This is a genomic window from Bradyrhizobium jicamae (assembly GCF_018130215.1).
Classification (GTDB): domain Bacteria; phylum Pseudomonadota; class Alphaproteobacteria; order Rhizobiales; family Xanthobacteraceae; genus Bradyrhizobium; species Bradyrhizobium jicamae_A.
In genome coordinates this window covers 66,023-82,754 of sequence record NZ_JAFCKQ010000016.1, presented here as the reverse complement: position 1 = coordinate 82,754, position 16,732 = coordinate 66,023, and the positions used below count along the sequence as shown (strand labels likewise).

Annotated in this window: 14 protein-coding genes; 5 read left to right on the top strand and 9 right to left on the bottom strand. The window is 64.9% G+C overall.

The features are described 5' to 3' along the window. Positions 1–14: 14 nt before the first annotated feature. The 3 genes from JQ586_RS19100 to lptF are packed head-to-tail and all read right to left on the bottom strand — an operon-like array spanning position 15 to position 4,761. Positions 15–2,501, bottom strand: a complete 2,487-nt coding sequence (locus JQ586_RS19100; RefSeq protein WP_212396149.1) for an LPS-assembly protein LptD — start codon at positions 2,499–2,501, stop codon at positions 15–17. Beyond that, entirely contained in the window at positions 2,501–3,598 is a 1,098-nt protein-coding gene (gene lptG, locus JQ586_RS19095) for an LPS export ABC transporter permease LptG (protein WP_212396148.1), read from the bottom strand. Before lptG ends, JQ586_RS19100 begins: the two co-directional genes overlap by 1 nt. Continuing rightward, a complete protein-coding gene (gene lptF / locus JQ586_RS19090; RefSeq protein WP_212396147.1) occupies positions 3,595–4,761 on the bottom strand; it encodes an LPS export ABC transporter permease LptF in 1,167 nt (388 codons plus the stop codon). Before lptF ends, lptG begins: the two co-directional genes overlap by 4 nt. 349 nt (positions 4,762–5,110) lie before the next feature. Between lptF and JQ586_RS19085 the strand changes: the two genes are divergently transcribed. From JQ586_RS19085 to JQ586_RS19075, 3 genes are all read left to right on the top strand, one after another. Beyond that, a complete protein-coding gene (locus JQ586_RS19085; RefSeq protein ID WP_212396146.1) occupies positions 5,111–6,613 on the top strand; it encodes a leucyl aminopeptidase in 1,503 nt (500 codons plus the stop codon). 15 nt (positions 6,614–6,628) lie between these two features. Next, positions 6,629–7,081, top strand: a complete 453-nt coding sequence (locus tag JQ586_RS19080) for a DNA polymerase III subunit chi (protein WP_212396145.1) — start codon at positions 6,629–6,631, stop codon at positions 7,079–7,081. Between the two features lie 92 nt (positions 7,082–7,173). After that, a complete protein-coding gene (locus JQ586_RS19075) occupies positions 7,174–7,776 on the top strand; it encodes a hypothetical protein (protein ID WP_212396144.1) in 603 nt (200 codons plus the stop codon). Between the two features lie 16 nt (positions 7,777–7,792). Here JQ586_RS19075 and JQ586_RS19070 read toward each other — a convergent pair whose 3' ends face one another. The 3 genes from JQ586_RS19070 to JQ586_RS19060 form a co-directional block, all read right to left on the bottom strand. Continuing rightward, complete coding sequence (locus JQ586_RS19070) at positions 7,793–9,655, bottom strand: ABC-F family ATP-binding cassette domain-containing protein (protein ID WP_212396143.1); 1,863 nt, start codon at positions 9,653–9,655, stop codon at positions 7,793–7,795. A 109-nt stretch (positions 9,656–9,764) separates the two neighbouring features. Next, positions 9,765–9,941, bottom strand: coding sequence for a hypothetical protein (locus JQ586_RS19065; RefSeq protein WP_212396142.1), 177 nt, complete (start codon positions 9,939–9,941; stop codon positions 9,765–9,767). Positions 9,942–10,148: 207 nt separating this feature from the next. Further along, a complete protein-coding gene (locus tag JQ586_RS19060) occupies positions 10,149–10,406 on the bottom strand; it encodes a sulfur globule protein precursor (RefSeq protein ID WP_212396141.1) in 258 nt (85 codons plus the stop codon). Positions 10,407–10,750: 344 nt separating this feature from the next. Between JQ586_RS19060 and ndk the strand changes: the two genes are divergently transcribed. Together ndk and JQ586_RS19050 are read left to right on the top strand one after the other, a co-directional pair. Next, complete coding sequence (gene ndk, locus JQ586_RS19055) at positions 10,751–11,173, top strand: nucleoside-diphosphate kinase (RefSeq protein WP_212396140.1); 423 nt, start codon at positions 10,751–10,753, stop codon at positions 11,171–11,173. A 113-nt stretch (positions 11,174–11,286) separates the two neighbouring features. Continuing rightward, positions 11,287–12,126, top strand: coding sequence for a YjbE family putative metal transport protein (locus JQ586_RS19050; protein WP_212396139.1), 840 nt, complete (start codon positions 11,287–11,289; stop codon positions 12,124–12,126). 15 nt (positions 12,127–12,141) lie between these two features. Here JQ586_RS19050 and ppx read toward each other — a convergent pair whose 3' ends face one another. From ppx to JQ586_RS19035, 3 genes are all read right to left on the bottom strand, one after another. Beyond that, positions 12,142–13,644 carry an exopolyphosphatase gene (gene ppx, locus JQ586_RS19045; protein WP_212396138.1) on the bottom strand — a complete coding sequence of 501 codons (1,503 nt, stop codon included), beginning with the start codon at positions 13,642–13,644 and terminating at the stop codon, positions 12,142–12,144. A gap of 12 nt (positions 13,645–13,656) precedes the next feature. Further along, the gene (locus JQ586_RS19040) at positions 13,657–15,861 is read right to left on the bottom strand and encodes an RNA degradosome polyphosphate kinase (RefSeq protein ID WP_212396137.1); all 2,205 of its coding nucleotides are present in this window, start codon (positions 15,859–15,861) and stop codon (positions 13,657–13,659) included. Positions 15,862–15,993: 132 nt separating this feature from the next. Continuing rightward, a complete protein-coding gene (locus JQ586_RS19035; RefSeq protein ID WP_212396136.1) occupies positions 15,994–16,671 on the bottom strand; it encodes a chromosomal replication initiator DnaA in 678 nt (225 codons plus the stop codon). Positions 16,672–16,732 lie beyond the last annotated feature (61 nt).

Here is a 16,732-nt window from a genome sequence, read left to right as displayed (position 1 = left end):
GGGTTGGTTCCAGGCTATTGGACGCCGGCCGAACTGCTCGACGCCGATGTCTGCGCAATGGTCCGCAGGCCGATCTGGAACATGAAGGCGTGGCTGAGGACGGGCGGCGTGGTGCCAGCCTGATAAGTGTAGGACGTGACATAGTTGGCGGCCAGCACGAAGCAGTCATCCACATAGCCTGCGCCGATCACGTACTGGTTGATCTTGTTCGCAACAAGGTCCCAGCGTGCCGCACCCTGGACCACCCAGTTGGTCGCCACCTTGACCGATCCGCTGGTGAGAATGCCTTCGCGCCGGGTCAGATATCCGAGTTGCGGCTGTGCGGCGTAGTCGCCGTACATCAGGCTGACCGACCAGCGGTCGAAATTCGCGGTTCCCTGGGCCTCGAACCGGTTGACGTTCCAGGTGGCTTCATCCATGCGCGCGCGCACGCTGAACGTATAGGTCCGGTTCGGCGAGTAGGCGAGGCTCGTAACATAGTCCGATGCCGCGTTCTGCAGGCCCGAATCGACGCCGGTGTTGGTGACATCAGCAACCGCGAACGAGTTCAGCCCGAACAGCTGGTAGGACTGTCCGAACATCGCCTTGATGCTGCCGCCGTGGTCGAACTGCGTGGTGGCCTGAACGCCGACATTGGCGCGGCTGCCGCCCTCGACGCGGTCATAGCCGGAGAACTTGTCGACCGAGAACAGGTTGCTGGTGTCGAACACCATGCTCTGCGCGTCCTCGTTCGGCAATTTGCCCGCATCAGGCTCGTTCGGCCGGATGATGACCTGGGCAATGGGCTCGATCGTGGTCGTGCCCCACGGCTGGACGTTGATGAAGGGATAGCGGTATTCGAACCCGACGGTCGGCATCAGGCGGACCGTCTGGGTATCGCCGACCGGAAGGTAGTTGGAAACGCCTGGCTGATTCGAGATGTCGGCGTTGATCGCGTCACCGCGGAGACTGACGAACGGCGTCCAGATCTCTCCGAACTGGTCGGTGTAGGACTTGCGCCACTGCGCCTCGGCGGTGAAGCGGGTGTAGGTGCCCGGCATGCCGCGCAGCAGGCACTGCGACGGTACCCGCGCCATCGGATCGGCGGACGTGGTCGAGCACAGGCCGCTGGTACTGGCAGCCGTCGTGACCGCATCGAACACCGCGGTGTCGCGGGTCAGGTTGGTGAAGTTCGTCTTGTAGCTGAACTCACCGCCGAGGATCGGACTGTTGATCACGTTGTTGTAGTCGATCACGGGGGCGACGACCGGAACCTGGCTCTGGTTACCCGAGAAGCTGAGGTAATAGATCGCGCGCGCGTCGAAGAAGCTGCGGTTGCCGACGCCGGTCAAATAGAGCTGCGAGACCGCCTCGGTATACAGTGACAGGAACGATCCGTAAGGGTCCTTGTACTGCGCCAGCCGGTAGTCGGAGAAGAAGTAGTAGTCCGACATCGCGACGCCGTCCCAGCCCCACACCCACTTGTCGTTCAGTGCGAACTGGCCCTTGGTGTCGATGCCGCCGCGGAACTGGCGGTCGCCGGGCAAGCCCGCGAAGGCACCGGGATCGGTCTGGTCGATGCCGTAGAGCTTGACCTGATAGGAGCCGTTCGACAGGCGCTGGCGGAATTCACCCTGCAGCAGCACGCCCTGCTTGGTCGTGAAGCGCGGATCGAATGTCGCGTCCATGTCCGGCGCGATTGCGAAGTAATAGGGGACTTCGACGCCGTAGCCGAACGCCGTGTACGAGGTGAAGCTCGGCATCAGGAAGCCGCTCTTGCGCTTCACGGTCGGGTCGGGCGTCGAGAAGTAGGGCAGATACGCCATCGGAACGCCGAAGAACTCGATCTGGGCGTTCTCGAAATAGAGCATCTTCTCGGTCTGGTCATGGATGATGCGCGCACCCTTGACCTGCCAGAGCGGCGGCTTCTTCGGGTCGTCCTTGCAGGGTGCGCAGGCGGTATAAACGCCGTTGTCGAACACCGTGTAGTTGCCGCCGGAGCGATCGGCGCGGGCCGCCGCCATCCGCGTCGCATCCGCGGTATCGACGCGCAGCGAATCGACGAAACCGTCCCGGTAGTCGTCGCTCAGATCCATGATGTTGGCGTAGGTGATCTTGCCTTCCGCATCCGTCATGCGGATGTTGCCTTCGGCATGAAGACGCTTGGTCTTCTGGTCGTAGATGACCTTGTCCGCCTCGACGCTGGTGCCGTTGTAGAAAAGCTGCACGCTGCCGACCGCCGAGATGCGCTGATTGTTGTAGTCGTAGTCGACCTCGGTGGCCTGAACGAGCATCTGCCCGTCATTCTTGGGCGGTGGCGGAACCGGCCTCGTATGGTGCGGATTGTAGGTGAAGGCCTGCGCGGAGGCGGGCGTCGTCGTGGCGACGTCAAGCGCACCAGCGATGACAATCGCGGCGAGGAGGGCAGCCAGCGACGCGGCCACGCGGCTCCGACGACGGCGCAGCAGGCTGCGCCGCCTGAACGCAGGCGACCTTGTCTGGCGGGCGGCGACGTCTGCCACTACCCGTCCTCCTGATACAGCAAGGCCAAGAAACCGGTGAGGCCACCCACAAAGACGGGCAACCACGCCGCAGCGATGGGATGCATCAACTCAGCCTTGCTCAAATCCTCAGTTACTTTCGACAGAACGTAGAGCAGAAAGCCTGCACCCACGCCACTCAAAACCATCTTCTGCACGCCGCCCATCCGGAAGAAGCGAAGGCTCACAGAAGCCGCCAACATCACCATCGCAGCCAGCAAAAATGGCTGTGCGATGAGTTTATGATACTGCAGGCGATAGCCGGCGGTCGCGAACCCCGAACTCTCCGACGAGCGGATGTACGTCGGTAGTTGCCAAAACGACACAGTTTCCGGAGTGGAGAAACTGTTGCGGACCTGGGCCGGGGTAAGGGTGGTGGCCAGGTAGAAGGTGTCCTGGTCGACCGGGGGCTTGTCGAGCGTGTATCTGCGCACTCCCTTGAACACCCAGCGCCCGTCTTCGAGCGACGCTTCACGCGCCTCGATTCGCTCCTTGAACTGGAGCGCCGTATCGAATCGGAACACGGTCAGGCCGGTCAGCCGCACACCCTGCTGCTCGCTGCGGGCCGCGTTGATGATCGCCTGGCCCTCATCGTTGATCTGGTTCAGCCAGAAGCCGGACGCATCCTGGATGCCTCCGCCGGGCGCCGACCCGAACAGCTCGGCTTCCATCCGCTTGGAAAGCTCGCGCAGGTTCGCCGAGACCGGATTGTAGGCCGTGGTCGCGACGACGCCGAGCAGCAACGCGCTGACGAGCGCGGGCGAAATGAACTGCCAGGCCGAGACGCCGGCGGCGCGCGCCACGACGAGCTCCAGCTTGCGCGACAAGCCGAGATAGCAGGTCATGGCGCCGATCAGCACGCAGAACGGCATCAGCTTCTCGAGCAGCTGCGGCACCCGGAACAGCGAGGTCTCCGCCACGGTGATGGCCGAGGCGTTGACGAGGCTCGAGGTCTTGCGCACCATCTCGATGTAGTCGACCAGCACCAGCAGCACGAAGATGCCCGCGAACACGCCCACCGCCGAGACCACGAAACGGCCGGCGAAATAGCGCCCGAGCGTGTTCGTGACCATGCTCATGCGGTGGCCGGCCGTCTGAAGAAGCGCGCAATGCGCTCGTTGTTGCGGTTGATCTGCTCCATCAGCCTGGCTGGCGGCTCGACCACCACGCCGCCGATGATCATCCAGAGACCGATCCCGATGCCGGCGAACAGCATCAGGTACTGGACCAGCGCGGCCAGCGGCGTCTTCACCGTGAGGACAGAGCAGGCAAAACCCACCATGCGCAGACCGAACACGGCGGCCACCGAGCCGCCGATCGAGAAATTGCGGCTCTGGCGCGTGGTCCGCGGCGCACCCAGGAAGGCGAAGGTGAGGGCAGCGAAGGCGAACGGATAGATCGGCGCCATGAAGCGGTCATGCAGCTCGGCGCGGAACTGGCCAGCCAGCTGCTGGTAGACCGGATCATTCTCGTCAGGCCACATCAGTTCCCACATGTAGCGCTCGCGGATGCCGAGCGTGACATCGCGGCCCTGCGAGAATTTCGACATGTCGAAGGCGTAGCGCTGGAACACCACCAGCGCCGGATCGCGCTTTCCGACCTCGAATCGCTCCAGATTGCCGTCCTCGAGCACGAGATATGAGCCGCTCTCGTTCTTCAGCACGGTGCCGTGATCGGCGACGATGGTGACGCGCTCCTGCGGATCGCGGCGGTCGTCGACGAAGATGCCGCCGAGCACACCGCCCGGCAGGCGCTCGCGGATGCGAATCGTCAGATTCTGGTCGAGCTGGGCGAAGCGGCCGGGCTGCAGGATGTTGGTCAGCACGTCCGCGGTGATCTCGGCGTCCCACTGCTTGATTCGTCGCATTCCGTCGGGCGCCAGGTAGGCGCCGATGAAGGCGACCATCGCCGCCACCACGCAGGTGGCATAGAAGAACGGGTAGAACAGCCTGAACGGCGAAAAACCCGCCGCGTTCATCACGATGATCTCGGAATCGGTCGCGAGCTTGTTCAGGGTGTGTGAGATCGCAATCATCAGCGCGATCGGAGCGATGATCAGGACCAGCGCCGGGATCACGAGGCCCGTGATGCCCAGGAAGGTGACGATGGTCTGGCCCTGGCTGGTCATCAGGTCGATGCCGCGCAACGCCTGTGTAATCCAGATCACGCCGGTGAGGCTGACCAGGACAAGCGCAAACGATGCCAGCACCGTTTTGAAGATGTACTTGTCGACCGACCCCATAACGACCGCAATGACCCCCTAGGCGCCCCCAAACGCACGGTTCCGACCCATCCCGCCAAGCGGGTTCCCCAGGATCGAGCCGCAGATCAGTCCGGCTTCACACTCTCACTACCATCCCCTTGATCCGTCAACAAAATGGCCGAGCCAAGGCAGCCTTTACGTATGGTTAATTAATCCTCCTTGTGGCCTTCTCGCCACGGCGGCGCTTGGCAGCGGTGTCGCGGGCAGGCCATAGTAAGGTCAAGCACGGTCCGGCTCGCCCCGGGCCGCCATCGCGACGCGCATCCGGGCCGTTCCCAGGCCTTGGAAATACATCCTGGCAACACCCTGAATTCTGGAGGATTTTCCTATGTCCGACGCCGTCAAGGTCGGCTTTGCCCCACTGTCCACGCCGGTTCGTGGCATTCTGCTCGCTTTTTGCGACGAGCAGTTGAAGCTGGGAGCGGCGACCCGGAAGGCACTTGGGACAGCGGCCGAGACGATCAAGCGGGCGGCCGCCGCCAACCAGTTCAAGGGCAAGAGCGGATCCGCGCTCGACATCCTGGCGCCCGACGGGGTCAAGACCGACCGGCTGATCGTGATCGGCATCGGCAAGGCGTCCGATCTCAAGCAGAACGATTTCCTGAAGTTCGGCGGCATCGCTGCCGGAAAGCTCAACGGCGGCAGCCACGCCCTGACCGTGATCGCCGAATTGCCCGATGCCGCGATGACGGCCGATCAGGCTGCCGGGATCGCGACCGGCCTCCGGCTGCGCGCCTACAAGTTTGATCGCTACAAGACCAGGAAGAAGGACGGCGAGAATGGTGCCGTACGGGCCGACGTCTCGATCGCCGTCGAAGATGTCGCGGCGGCAAAGAAGGCGTTCGCCCCGGGCGCCTGTATCGTCGACGGCGTGAACCTGGCGCGCGAGCTCGTCAACGAGCCGCCGAACGTGCTGTACCCCGAGGAGTTCGCGCGCAGGGCGGGCCAGCTCCGCAAGCTCGGAGTCACCGTCGAGGTGCTCGACGTCAAGGCGATGACCAAGCTCGGCATGGGCGCGCTGCTCGGCGTCGCGCAGGGCTCGGTGCGTCCCGGCCGCACCGTGATCATGCGCTGGAACGGCGGCAAGAAGAGCGAGGCGCCGGTCGCCTTCGTCGGCAAGGGGGTGTGCTTCGACACCGGCGGCATCTCGATCAAGGGAGCGGGCGGCATGGAGGACATGAAGGGCGACATGGGCGGCGCGGCCTGCGTGGTCGGGCTGATGCATGCGCTCGCGGCCCGCAAGGCGCGCGTCAACGCGGTCGGCGCCATCGGCCTGGTCGAGAACATGCCCGACGGCAACGCGCAGCGTCCCGGAGACATCGTCACCTCGATGTCCGGCCAGACCATCGAGATCATCAACACCGACGCCGAGGGCCGCCTCGTGCTTGCGGACGTGCTGTGGTACGTCGCCAAGAAGTGCAAGCCGAAATTCATGGTCGATCTCGCGACCCTGACCGGCGCGATCATGGTTGCGCTCGGCACCGATCATGCCGGCATGTTCTCCAATAATGACGAGCTTGCCGGGCGGCTGACCAAGGTCGGACTCGAGACCGGCGAGCGGGTTTGGCGCATGCCGCTCGGCCCGGAGTACGACAAGCAGATCGACTCGCAATTCGCGGACATGAAGAACACCGGCGGACGCAATGGCGGCTCGATCACCGCGGCACAATTCCTGCAGCGCTTCGTCGACAGCACGCCGTGGGCGCATCTCGACATCGCCGGCACCGCGATGGGGGCGCCGAAAACCGAGATCAACCAGAGCTGGGGTTCGGGCTACGGCGTCCGGCTGCTCGATCGGCTGGTCTCGGACTATTATGAAGGAAAGAAGTGAGGCGACTGCCGCCGCATGACCGAGGTTCTGTTCTACCATCTGCAGAACATGACGCTGGAGAGCGTGTTGCCGCCGCTGCTCGAGAAATCGCTCGAGCGCGGCTGGCGCGTGGTCGTGCAATCGACATCGCCGGAGCGCGCCGAGATGCTCGACGCGCATTTATGGACCTACAGCGATGATTCGTTTCTGCCGCACGCGATCTGGCGCGTTGCCGACGCGCAGGACCAGCCGATCATCCTGTCGATCGAGGAGGGCAATCCGAACCGGGCCAATGTCCGCTTCCTGATCGATAGCGCCGCGCTGCCGGCCGATTGCGACACCTACGAGCGGGTCGTGCTCGTGTTCAACGGCGACGATCCCGAGGCACTGGCCGCGGCGCGGCAGAGCTGGACGGCTTGCAAGGCACGTGGCTTGGAGGTCACCTACTGGCAGGCCGACGAACGGGGACGCTGGCAGCGGCGGCAATAGAGATATCAAGCAATTAATGATAATTTGAGGTTTCTTGCGGCAAGCCACGGTCATGCCGCAAAGAGATGTTCGGACAACCCCTTACACTTACAATGGGAGTGCGGTCGATCGTGCGGGACGCAACATTCAGTCGAAAGTCGCTGTTGGCGCTGCTTGTGCTTGCGCCCGGCCTTGCCGGCTGCTCGAGTGCATCCGATCTCATGTCGCGCGATGCCGAGTGGTTTTCGCGTCCGGGGCGGCTGTTCATCCGCAACATCTCGATCGAGTCTCCGCCGCTGACCCCGGACAAGCCGGTGACCAATGATGATCTCGTCAGCGCCGACGGATCGTGTCCCGGCATGGCGCCGCCGCCCGGCGCCGCCGACGCGAACGCGCTCGCAGATGGTGCCGCCGGCGCACCGCCGCCCCAGCCTCAGCTGACGGGTCATGTCGCGCTCGGTCATACCGAGTGCGACGTCGTGCGCGGCATCGGCGCGCCCGACAGCGTGAATTTATCGAGCGGCCCGGGCGGCAACCGCGTCGCGGTCGTGACCTGGGCGCGCGGCGCGCGCGCCGGCATCTACACCTTCACCTCGGGTCGGCTGACCTCGGTGGAGCGCGGCCCGGATCCGGAGCCCGAGCCGAAGGCGAAGGCGGCCAAGCCGAAGAAGAAAAAGCCGGCCGCGACCAAGCCTCCGGCAACCTCGAACGGCTAGGGCCTTTTCCGTTCTGTTAGTTCGCTGCCGCGTCGAGCTCGGCGCTGGCGTCCAGCCACTCTTCCTCGGCGCGCTGCAGCGCGCTTTCGGCGCCGGCGCGGGCCTTGGTGAGTTGCGCGGCCTGCCTGGGATCGCGCGTGAAGATGTCGGGCAGCGCCAGCGCAGTGTCGATCTTGGCAATGATGCCGTTGATGCGCTCGATCTCGGCCTCCGCCTGCGCGATCCGCTGCCTGGGCGCAGCGCGCCGTTCGCCCCTCGCGCGCTCGGGCTTTGCGGCCTCCTTGACGCGCTCGCGTGCGGCGGTCCGGTCGTCATTGGCCGACAGGATCAGCTTGCGGTACTCGTCGAGATCGCCGTCATAGGACGTCACGGTCTGGTTGGCGACCACCCAGAGCCGATCGGCGCAGGCCTCGATCAGATAGCGGTCGTGCGAGACCATGATGACCGCGCCCGGAAAATCGTTGATGGCCTCGGCCAGCGCGGCGCGGCTGTCGATGTCGAGATGGTTGGTCGGCTCGTCGAGGATGATCATGTTCGGACCGAAGAAGGTGGCGAGCCCGAGCAGCAGCCGCGCCTTTTCACCGCCCGACAGGCTCTGCACCAGCGTGTCGCCGGCCTTGCCGGAAAAGCCGATCGCGCCGACCCGGCCGCGCACCTTGCTCTCGGGGGCATCCGGCATCAGCTTGCGGATGTGGTCATAGGGCGATGCGTCGAGATTGAGCTCATCGACCTGATGCTGGGCGAAGTAGCCGATCGACAGTTTGTCGGCCCGCGTGACCCTGCCCGAGAACGGCGCCAGTTTGCCGGCGAGCAGCTTGACCAGCGTCGACTTGCCGTTGCCGTTGGCGCCGAGCAGCGCGATGCGGTCGTCGGTATCGATGCGCAGCGTCACGCGATTGAGCACCGGCTTGCCCGGCTCGTAGCCGACCGCGACCTCGTCGACCGCAATGATCGGCGGCGACAGCAGTCTCTCCGGCGTCGGGAACGAGATTTCGCGGACGTCCTGGGTCACGAGCGCTGTGACCGGCTTCATCCGCTCCAGCATCTTGACACGCGATTGGGCTTGCCGTGCCTTCGAGGCCTTGGCCTTGAAGCGGTCGACGAAAGCCTGCAGGCGCTTGCGCTCGTCGGCCTGGCGCTTGGCGTGCTTGGCGTCGAGCAGCTCGCGCGCTGCGCGCTGTTCCTCGAATGATGAATAGGTGCCCTTGTAGAGCGTCAGTCTGCCGCGATCGAGGTGCAGGATCTGATCGACCGAGGTGTCCAGGAGGTCGCGGTCGTGGCTGATGACGATCACCGTGCGCGGATAGTTGGCGAGGTGATTCTCCAGCCACAGCGTGCCTTCGAGATCGAGGTAGTTGGTCGGTTCGTCCAGCAGCAGCAGATCGGGCGCCGAGAACAGCGTCGCCGCAAGCGCGACGCGCATGCGCCAGCCGCCGGAAAATTCGGCGCAGGGCCGCGCCTGATCTGCCGTCGGGAAGCCGAGGCCAGAGAGGATCGCCGCCGCGCGTGCCGGCGCGGAGTGCGCGTCGATGTCGGTCAGCCGGGTCTGGATCTCTGCGATCCGGTGCGGATCCTGCGCCGTCTCGGCCTCGCGCAGCAGCGCGTCGCGTTCGCGATCGGCCTTCAGCACGACGTTGATCAGGCTCTCGGGCCCGTCGGGGGCTTCCTGGGCGAGGCTGCCGATGGTCCAGCGCGGCGGCAGGGCGATGCTGCCGCTTTCGGTCGGGATGTCGCCGCGGATGGCGTGAAACAGCGTCGACTTGCCCACGCCGTTGCGGCCGACGAATCCGACGCGCGCACCGGGCGTGATCTGCACGGAACTGTGATCAATCAACAACCGTCCGGCGATCCGGACCGAGATATCAGTGATGGAAAGCATGCAGCGTTGTCACCGGACCCGCCGCCAAACGCAACCCGTCAGTTTGTAAATTCTGGCCACACGGTTGTTGGAAATACGCATTTTGGGCTGCTTGTCAGCCCGCAAGAGCCTAACGGCGATCGTCTTCCCGTCGACGCAATTCATCCATGAGCTGTTGCAGGGGGGATGACAGCGACGGTTCCGGGCGCATGCTCTGCTGAAGCCGCTCGCCAACGGCATCGCAGATGTGGCGGCAGGTCTTGTGATCGATCTGCTCGAGATCCCTGTTGGTCTGGGTCGTGGTCATGGCACGTCTCTTGGCGAGTTTCACCTCGCGAGGTTTGAGTAAATCCGTGCCTTATCAAGTCGCGAGCCCGATTTTGGTTTCGGGCATTTCTGTGGTCCGGCGCTCGCTCTGAGGTAGCGGCCTGGAGCATTTGGCGGGTTCCCGCGGACGAAAAAAGCCCCGGCGCGGTGGCCGGGGCCCAAGTCAGGGGAGGGGCATCAAATCGGGTCAGTAGCAGCGGTTCACCAGGCGCCAGCGGGGTCCCCACGGGGTCGGGACCACGCGCCGCACGTAGCAGCCGCCGTAACCACCGTAATAGCCGTATGCGGGACCACCGACCACGACGCGCGGGCCCCACCAGCCGCCGTGCCAGCCGCCATGCCATCCACCGTGCCAGCCACCGAAGGCGGAGGCGGAGGTCGGGGCCAGCGCGGCCGCGCCCAGCGAAATCGCGGCAACTGCAGCAAGCGAGAGTTTGCGTAACATGATCGTCTCCTCGAAGTTGGGGCGCGGTCGACGCGCCGGCGGTGACATCTCCCGGGACGTCCTGTGCGGCTTGCGGAGGGGCCAGCAAGGCGTCCGATCGGTTGAGAGCCTATGCGGCCGCAGCTGAATGGAAGCGGCACAGCGCTGACAGGATGGGTTCACCTTCGTGAAATCGTCGTAAGCTGGCAGGGATGGGCTCGGCCGGATCATCGCTGCCGAGACGTTTTTCGGCGTCAGAACGCATCAAAACCAAGGGCTGGCGAGGCGCCGGGTCGCTTGCCGACGCGGCATCGCGCCGATATAAGCCCCGGCAACTCCCAACCACCCTTTGCAAGGACGAGATCATGGCGATTGAACGCACCTTTTCGATCATCAAGCCCGATGCCACCGAGCGCAACCTGACCGGCGCGGTCAATGCGGTGATCGAGAAGGCCGGACTGCGGATCGTGGCGCAGAAGCGCATTCGCATGACCCGCGGCCAGGCTGAGACCTTCTACGCGGTCCACAAGGCGCGTCCGTTCTTCGGTGAGCTGGTCGACTTCATGACCTCGGGCCCGGTGGTGGTCCAGGTGCTTGAAGGCGAGGGTGCCATCCTGAAATATCGCGATGTGATGGGCGCGACCGATCCGTCGAAGGCCGCTGAAGGCACGATCCGCAAGCTCCATGCGAAGTCGATCGGCGAAAACTCGGTGCACGGTTCGGATGCGCCGGAGACCGCCGTGATCGAGATCGCGCAGTTCTTCGCCGGCAACGAGATCGTCGGCTAAGGCACGATCGGGAAAGCCGGGCAGCGGTTTTCCGACCAGATCGTGCCTATATAGACTCGGGAGCGGCGCGCGATCGCCGACAGGGGCGGCCGCGAGGCCGAAAAGGACGCACCGTGGACTGGCTGTGGCAGATCTTTGATCCCGCGCAAATCGGTGCGTTCTTTACCGAGTTCAGAAACGAGATGGTGACCCCGACCTTTTGGGTCGCCGTCGGCAAGATCATCTGGATCAATGTCCTGCTGTCGGGTGACAACGCGCTCGTGATCGCGCTCGCCTGCCGGGGCCTTGCGCCGCGACAGCGACTGTGGGGCATGATCTTCGGAGCGGCCGCTGCGGTGCTGCTGCGCGTCATATTCACCGGCATCGTCGCCAGCCTGATGGAACTGCCCTACCTGAAGTTCGTCGGTGGGCTGGCGCTGATCGTGATCGCGGCCAAGCTGCTGGTGCCGGAGCACGAGGACGAGGACAGCGTGGCCGCTGCCGCGCATTTGTGGGCGGCGGTGCAGATCGTCGTCGTCGCCGACATCGTGATGAGCCTCGACAACGTGATCGCGGTGGCGGCCGCCGCCAATGGCAGCGTGCCGCTCCTGGTGCTCGGACTTGCGATCAGCGTTCCCTTGATCGTCGCCGGAGCGGCGCTGATCATGGCGCTGCTCAACAAGCTGCCGATCCTGGTCTGGGCCGGTGCTGCGTTGCTCGGCTGGATCGCGGGCGACGTCATCGCAACCGATCCCGCCGTGCATCCGAAGCTGGATCTGCTGTTCGCCGGACCGCTCGGCGCCAGACTGGATTCCTGGCTGGCGTCGGTTGGAGTGGCTCCGCAATTCGCCCATGGCGGCAGCGGCAGCGAGATCCTGCTCGCGGTGCTCGGGATCGTCGTGGTGTTGATGCTGGGATCAATCTGGCGCCGTCGCGCGCTCAGGAAGGCGAAGCGTTCCGTCAGGGCTGCGTGAACGCTTCGTCGTTCTCTAGCGGCGCACGATCGAGCCGGATCGGCCGAGCAGCCGCGCGAGCTGCTTGAAGCGGCTGCCGACCCGGTCGGCGACGAGATCGACCATCCGGTGCTCGAACACCAGCATCAGCTTGCGGCCCTGGGTCCGGAAATGCGTCGCCGGCAGCACGCCGGTGCGTGCCGCGGTGATCAGATGGGCGACGCGAAACGCGGCGCCGAGCACGCGGGCACGCTCGTCCATCGCCGGCGTCACCAATTCGCGGATTTGTGGCGGCGGCTCGTTTTCCTCGCTGAGGCCGGCGTAGCGGTAGAACACCGAGAGCGCGACGAAGGCGCGGCCCTGATGCGTGATCGATCCGAAATTGCCGTTCATGATCAGGCTGAGGGTTTCCTCGCCGCGATGGTCGGGATGCACCCGCCAGCCGACGTCGGAGAGCAGGCAGGCGACGTGGCGCAGCCGGCGATCCTCCTCGGTCTCGCGCAGGTGCACCACGCGTGCCAGCCGGTCGGTCCATGCCGTCAATTCCTGGGCGTGACGCGCCGAGCGCGACAGCAGCACGTTGAGGTCCTGCGCGGCGCAGGCCAGACCGTCCTTGGCGCGCTCGGCCTGCGGCAGCATTTCGTAGAGCAGGCCTTCGCGCACGCCGAAGGTCGAGAACACGATGGTCTTCGGCTGCGCGACGCGGATGATGTATTCGAGCACCAGCGCGGCATAGGTCAGGAGCGGTCGCCGCGCATCGGCGACCGCCTCGATATTGGCGAGCAGATTGGCGGCCGCAAGCCGCCGCAGCCGCCGCGCGAAGTCGAGCGCGTCGGCCGCGGGAATGGAATAGCCGTGCATCACCTTGAGCGGATAACCGCTCTGGATGATGTGGATGCGCGCCAGCGCACGCCAGGTGCCGCCGACCGCATAGAAGGCGCGGCCACGGCCGGCCTTGAGCAGGGCGACACCGAGCAGTTCGTTCCTGACGATGCGCTCGGCCCGCTTGAGCGATTTGTGCGCGAGGTCCTGCAGCGCGAGGCTGCCGAGCGGCAGGGTCACGCCGCTGCGCACGCGATTGCCTCTCACGTCGATCAGTTCGAGCGAGCCGCCGCCGAGATCGCCGACGATGCCGTTCGGGTTGTGCACGCCGGAGATGACGCCGAGCGCCGACAGCTTCGCCTCACGCGGTCCTGACAGGATCTCGATCCTGGCGCCGCAGATGCGCTCGGCCCGCGCGATGAAGTCCGGACCGTTCTTGGCGTCGCGGCAGGCCGCGGTCGCGATCGCATAGACCCGGCCGACCTGCTGGATCTTGCACAGCGCGCGGAAGCGGCGGAGCGCGGTGAGCGCCTTGTTGACGGCGTCGGTCGCAAGCAGGCCGGTGGTCTGCACCTCGCGGCCGAGCCCGCACAGCGCCTTCTCGTTGAAGATGGTGATGAGGCTGCGCGCCATCGCCTCGTAGACCACGAGACGAACCGAGTTCGAGCCAATATCGATGACAGCGACGCTGGCAGCGCGCTTCCGCGGTCGCTTCACCGTGAAGTTCCCTTATGCCGACGGCTGCTGACGTTCGTTGCGGCGCGTGAGCCGGCGCGGCGAGGATTCCTTGAGAGATTTGCCACGGCCGGACAGACTCGGATTTGTCATGAAGTAGTTGTGCAGGTTGAAAGGCTCTTCGCCTTTCGCGGCCTTCATACGCGTAGACGATCCATCCGGCAACAATTGCCAGCTCTGCTCGGTGTCCTTCAGGTTCGCGACCATGATCTGTTCGAGAACCTGCTGATGCACCGTGGGATTTTGCAGCGGACATAGCACCTCGACGCGTCGGTCGAGGTTGCGCGGCATCATGTCGGCGGACGAGATATACACAGCAGCTTTCGTGCTCGGCAGGCCTTGCCCCATGCCGAAGCAGTAGACGCGCCCGTGTTCGAGGAAGCGGCCGATGACCGATTTGACGCGGATGTTCTCCGACAGGCCGGGCAGGCCGGGCCGCAGGCAGCAGATGCCGCGCACCACGAGTTCGACCGAGACGCCGGCCTGCGAAGCCTCGTAAAGCGCGTCGATGATGTCGGGATCGACCAGTGCGTTCATCTTCATCCAGATCGCGCCGGGGCGTCCGTTCCGGACGTGGGCGATCTCGCCACGGATGTGTTCGATGATGCGCTTGCGCAGCGTCAGCGGCGACACCGCCATCTTCTCGATGTCGCTCGGCTCGGCATAGCCGGTGATGTAGTTGAATACGCGCACCGTATCGCGGCCGATGATCGGATCCGACGTGAAGTAGGACAGGTCGGTGTAGATGCGCGCGGTGACCGGATGATAATTGCCGGTGCCGGTGTGCACATAGGTGGTGAGGTTGCCACCCTCGCGGCGCACCACCATCGACAGCTTGGCGTGGGTCTTCAGCTCGATGAAGCCGTACACCACCTGCACGCCGGCGCGCTCGAGGTCACGAGCCCAGCGGATATTGGCCTCCTCGTCGAAGCGCGCCTTCAGTTCGATCAGCGCGGTCACCGACTTGCCGGCCTCGGCGGCTTCGGCCAGCGCACGCACGATCGGTGAGTTGTTCGAGGTGCGATAGAGCGTCTGCTTGATCGCGACCACGTCGGGATCGCGCGCCGCCTGCTGCAGGAACTGCACAACGACGTCGAAGGATTCATAGGGGTGATGGACCACGAGGTCCTTCTGCCTGATGGCCGCGAAGATGTCGCCGCCATGGTCGCGCACCCGCTCGGGATGGCGCGGCACATAGGGCGGGAATTCGAGGTCGGGCCGATCGAGGCGCGTCAGCTGCGAGAGCTCGTTCATCGCGAGCACGCCGTCGACCAGGAACACCTCGTCGTCGGCGGCCGACAGCGCGTGCTGCACGAAGATGCGCAGCTCTTCCGGCATCTTGGCCTCGATCTCGAGCCGGATCACCGATCCGCGCCGGCGGCGCTTGAGTGCGGTTTCGAACAGGCGAACGAGGTCTTCGGCCTCTTCCTCGATTTCGAGCTCGGAGTCCCTGATGATGCGGAACGCGCCCTGGCCCTTGACGGTGTAGCCGGGGAACAGGCGGCCAATGAACAGGCCGGTGGCCTGTTCCAGCGTGATCAACCGCACCGCGCCGCCTTCCTTCGCGGACGGGATGCGGATGAAGCGGTCGATCTTGCCGGGCATGCGGATCAGGGCGTTCATCGGCTTGCCGTCGGAGGTCCGGGACAGATGCAGCGCAACCGTGAAGCCGAGATTCGGGATGAACGGGAACGGGTGGGCCGGGTCGATCGCCAGCGGCGTCAGCAGCGGGAAGATGTTGTGGAGGAAGTGATCCTCGATCCAGGTCCGCTCGGATTTGGTGACGTCGCGCGCGTCGACGAGCTGGATGCCGACCCCGGACAGGATCGCGCGCAGGTCGCTCCAGATCGCCTGCTGGTCGGAGGCGAGCTGCGACACCGTCTTGTTGATCATGACGAGCTGCTCGGCCGGCAGCAGGCCGTCCGGGCTGCGCTCGGGAATGCCTTCGCGAACCTGCGCCTTGATGCCGGCGACGCGGACCATGAAGAACTCGTCGAGGTTATTCGCTGAAATCGACAGGAACCGGACGCGCTCCAGCACGGGATGGCCGGGATTGACCGATTCCTCGAGCACCCGGCGATTGAAATGCAGCCAGGAGAGCTCGCGATTGATGAATCGCTCGGGGCTGGTCGCGATCGCGGGGAGCGGTGCGACTTCCACATCTTTTTCTTTGATTTCAGTAACTTGTGCCGAGTCCATCAAGTGGTGATCCAATTTTGGGCAGGCGGCCCGGGTGGTCTAGCCGAGGGCCGCTCAAACCATGTGATATTGCGATGACGTTTCGATGACATTGATGTGCCGCCCGCTTGGCGCGTCAAGCCGGCAGCCGGCTCATGCATCGCGCAGCAGCTCGGCCGCCAGCGCGCGCGTCACCGGTCGGCCTTGCCGCAGCGCCTCGGTGTCGAGCAATTCGACCGCCTGCCGGACCGCCGCATAGGAACGCTCGATCCGGTTGGTCAAGTAGCTCACGACCGATTCGTCCACGCTCATCTGGCGGTCGGCGCAGAATTTCAGGATCAGGCCGCGAAACACCATGTCGTCTGGCGCCAGCAGCACCACCGTCGGCACCGCGCGCAGCCGCGAGCGCAGGTCACGCAGCTCGATCTCGAAGGCGGAAGGGGGAATGCGCGCCGTCATCAGCACGAAGGCCTCGTCCTGCCGAGCGAGATTCATCAGGTGGAACATCGCGCGTTCGTCGAACTCCGCGGGTCTCAGGTCTTCCACGACCAGCGCGCCGGTGGCGAGCGCTGCTGGCACCGTCTCGGCCGTCAACGCCCGTGCCGAGGTCGCGCGCGCACCCGATAGCTCAGCCCAGATTGCGGCGAGATGGCTCTTGCCGGAGCCCTCCGCTCCGACCAGCAGCATGATGCGGTTCGGCCAGTCGGGCCAGCGGTCGATCAGCGCCAGCGCGGCCTCATTGGCCGGTCCCTCGAGGAAGTCGTCGCGGGTCAGTTTCTCCTCGTGCGGCAATGCCAAGGCCAATTGACGAGGTTGAACGCTGCCTGCCACGCAAGTCTCCAAAACACCTTGTTTGAGCATGAATTCTTCGGAAAACCGGCCTCCACTTTTC

What these genes read in the sequence shown, in the direction of transcription:
- lptG (WP_212396148.1), bottom strand. Translation starts at nt 3,598, where the DNA reads ATGAGCATGGTCACGAACACGCTCGGGCGCTATTTCGCCGGCCGTTTC.
- lptF (WP_212396147.1), bottom strand. Translation starts at nt 4,761, where the DNA reads ATGGGGTCGGTCGACAAGTACATCTTCAAAACGGTGCTGGCATCGTTT.
- JQ586_RS19085 (WP_212396146.1), top strand. Translation starts at nt 5,111, where the DNA reads ATGTCCGACGCCGTCAAGGTCGGCTTTGCCCCACTGTCCACGCCGGTT.
- JQ586_RS19080 (WP_212396145.1), top strand. Translation starts at nt 6,629, where the DNA reads ATGACCGAGGTTCTGTTCTACCATCTGCAGAACATGACGCTGGAGAGC.
- JQ586_RS19075 (WP_212396144.1), top strand. Translation starts at nt 7,174, where the DNA reads ATGGGAGTGCGGTCGATCGTGCGGGACGCAACATTCAGTCGAAAGTCG.
- JQ586_RS19070 (WP_212396143.1), bottom strand. Translation starts at nt 9,655, where the DNA reads ATGCTTTCCATCACTGATATCTCGGTCCGGATCGCCGGACGGTTGTTG.
- JQ586_RS19065 (WP_212396142.1), bottom strand. Translation starts at nt 9,941, where the DNA reads ATGACCACGACCCAGACCAACAGGGATCTCGAGCAGATCGATCACAAG.
- JQ586_RS19060 (WP_212396141.1), bottom strand. Translation starts at nt 10,406, where the DNA reads ATGTTACGCAAACTCTCGCTTGCTGCAGTTGCCGCGATTTCGCTGGGC.
- ndk (WP_212396140.1), top strand. Translation starts at nt 10,751, where the DNA reads ATGGCGATTGAACGCACCTTTTCGATCATCAAGCCCGATGCCACCGAG.
- JQ586_RS19040 (WP_212396137.1), bottom strand. Translation starts at nt 15,861, where the DNA reads ATGGACTCGGCACAAGTTACTGAAATCAAAGAAAAAGATGTGGAAGTC.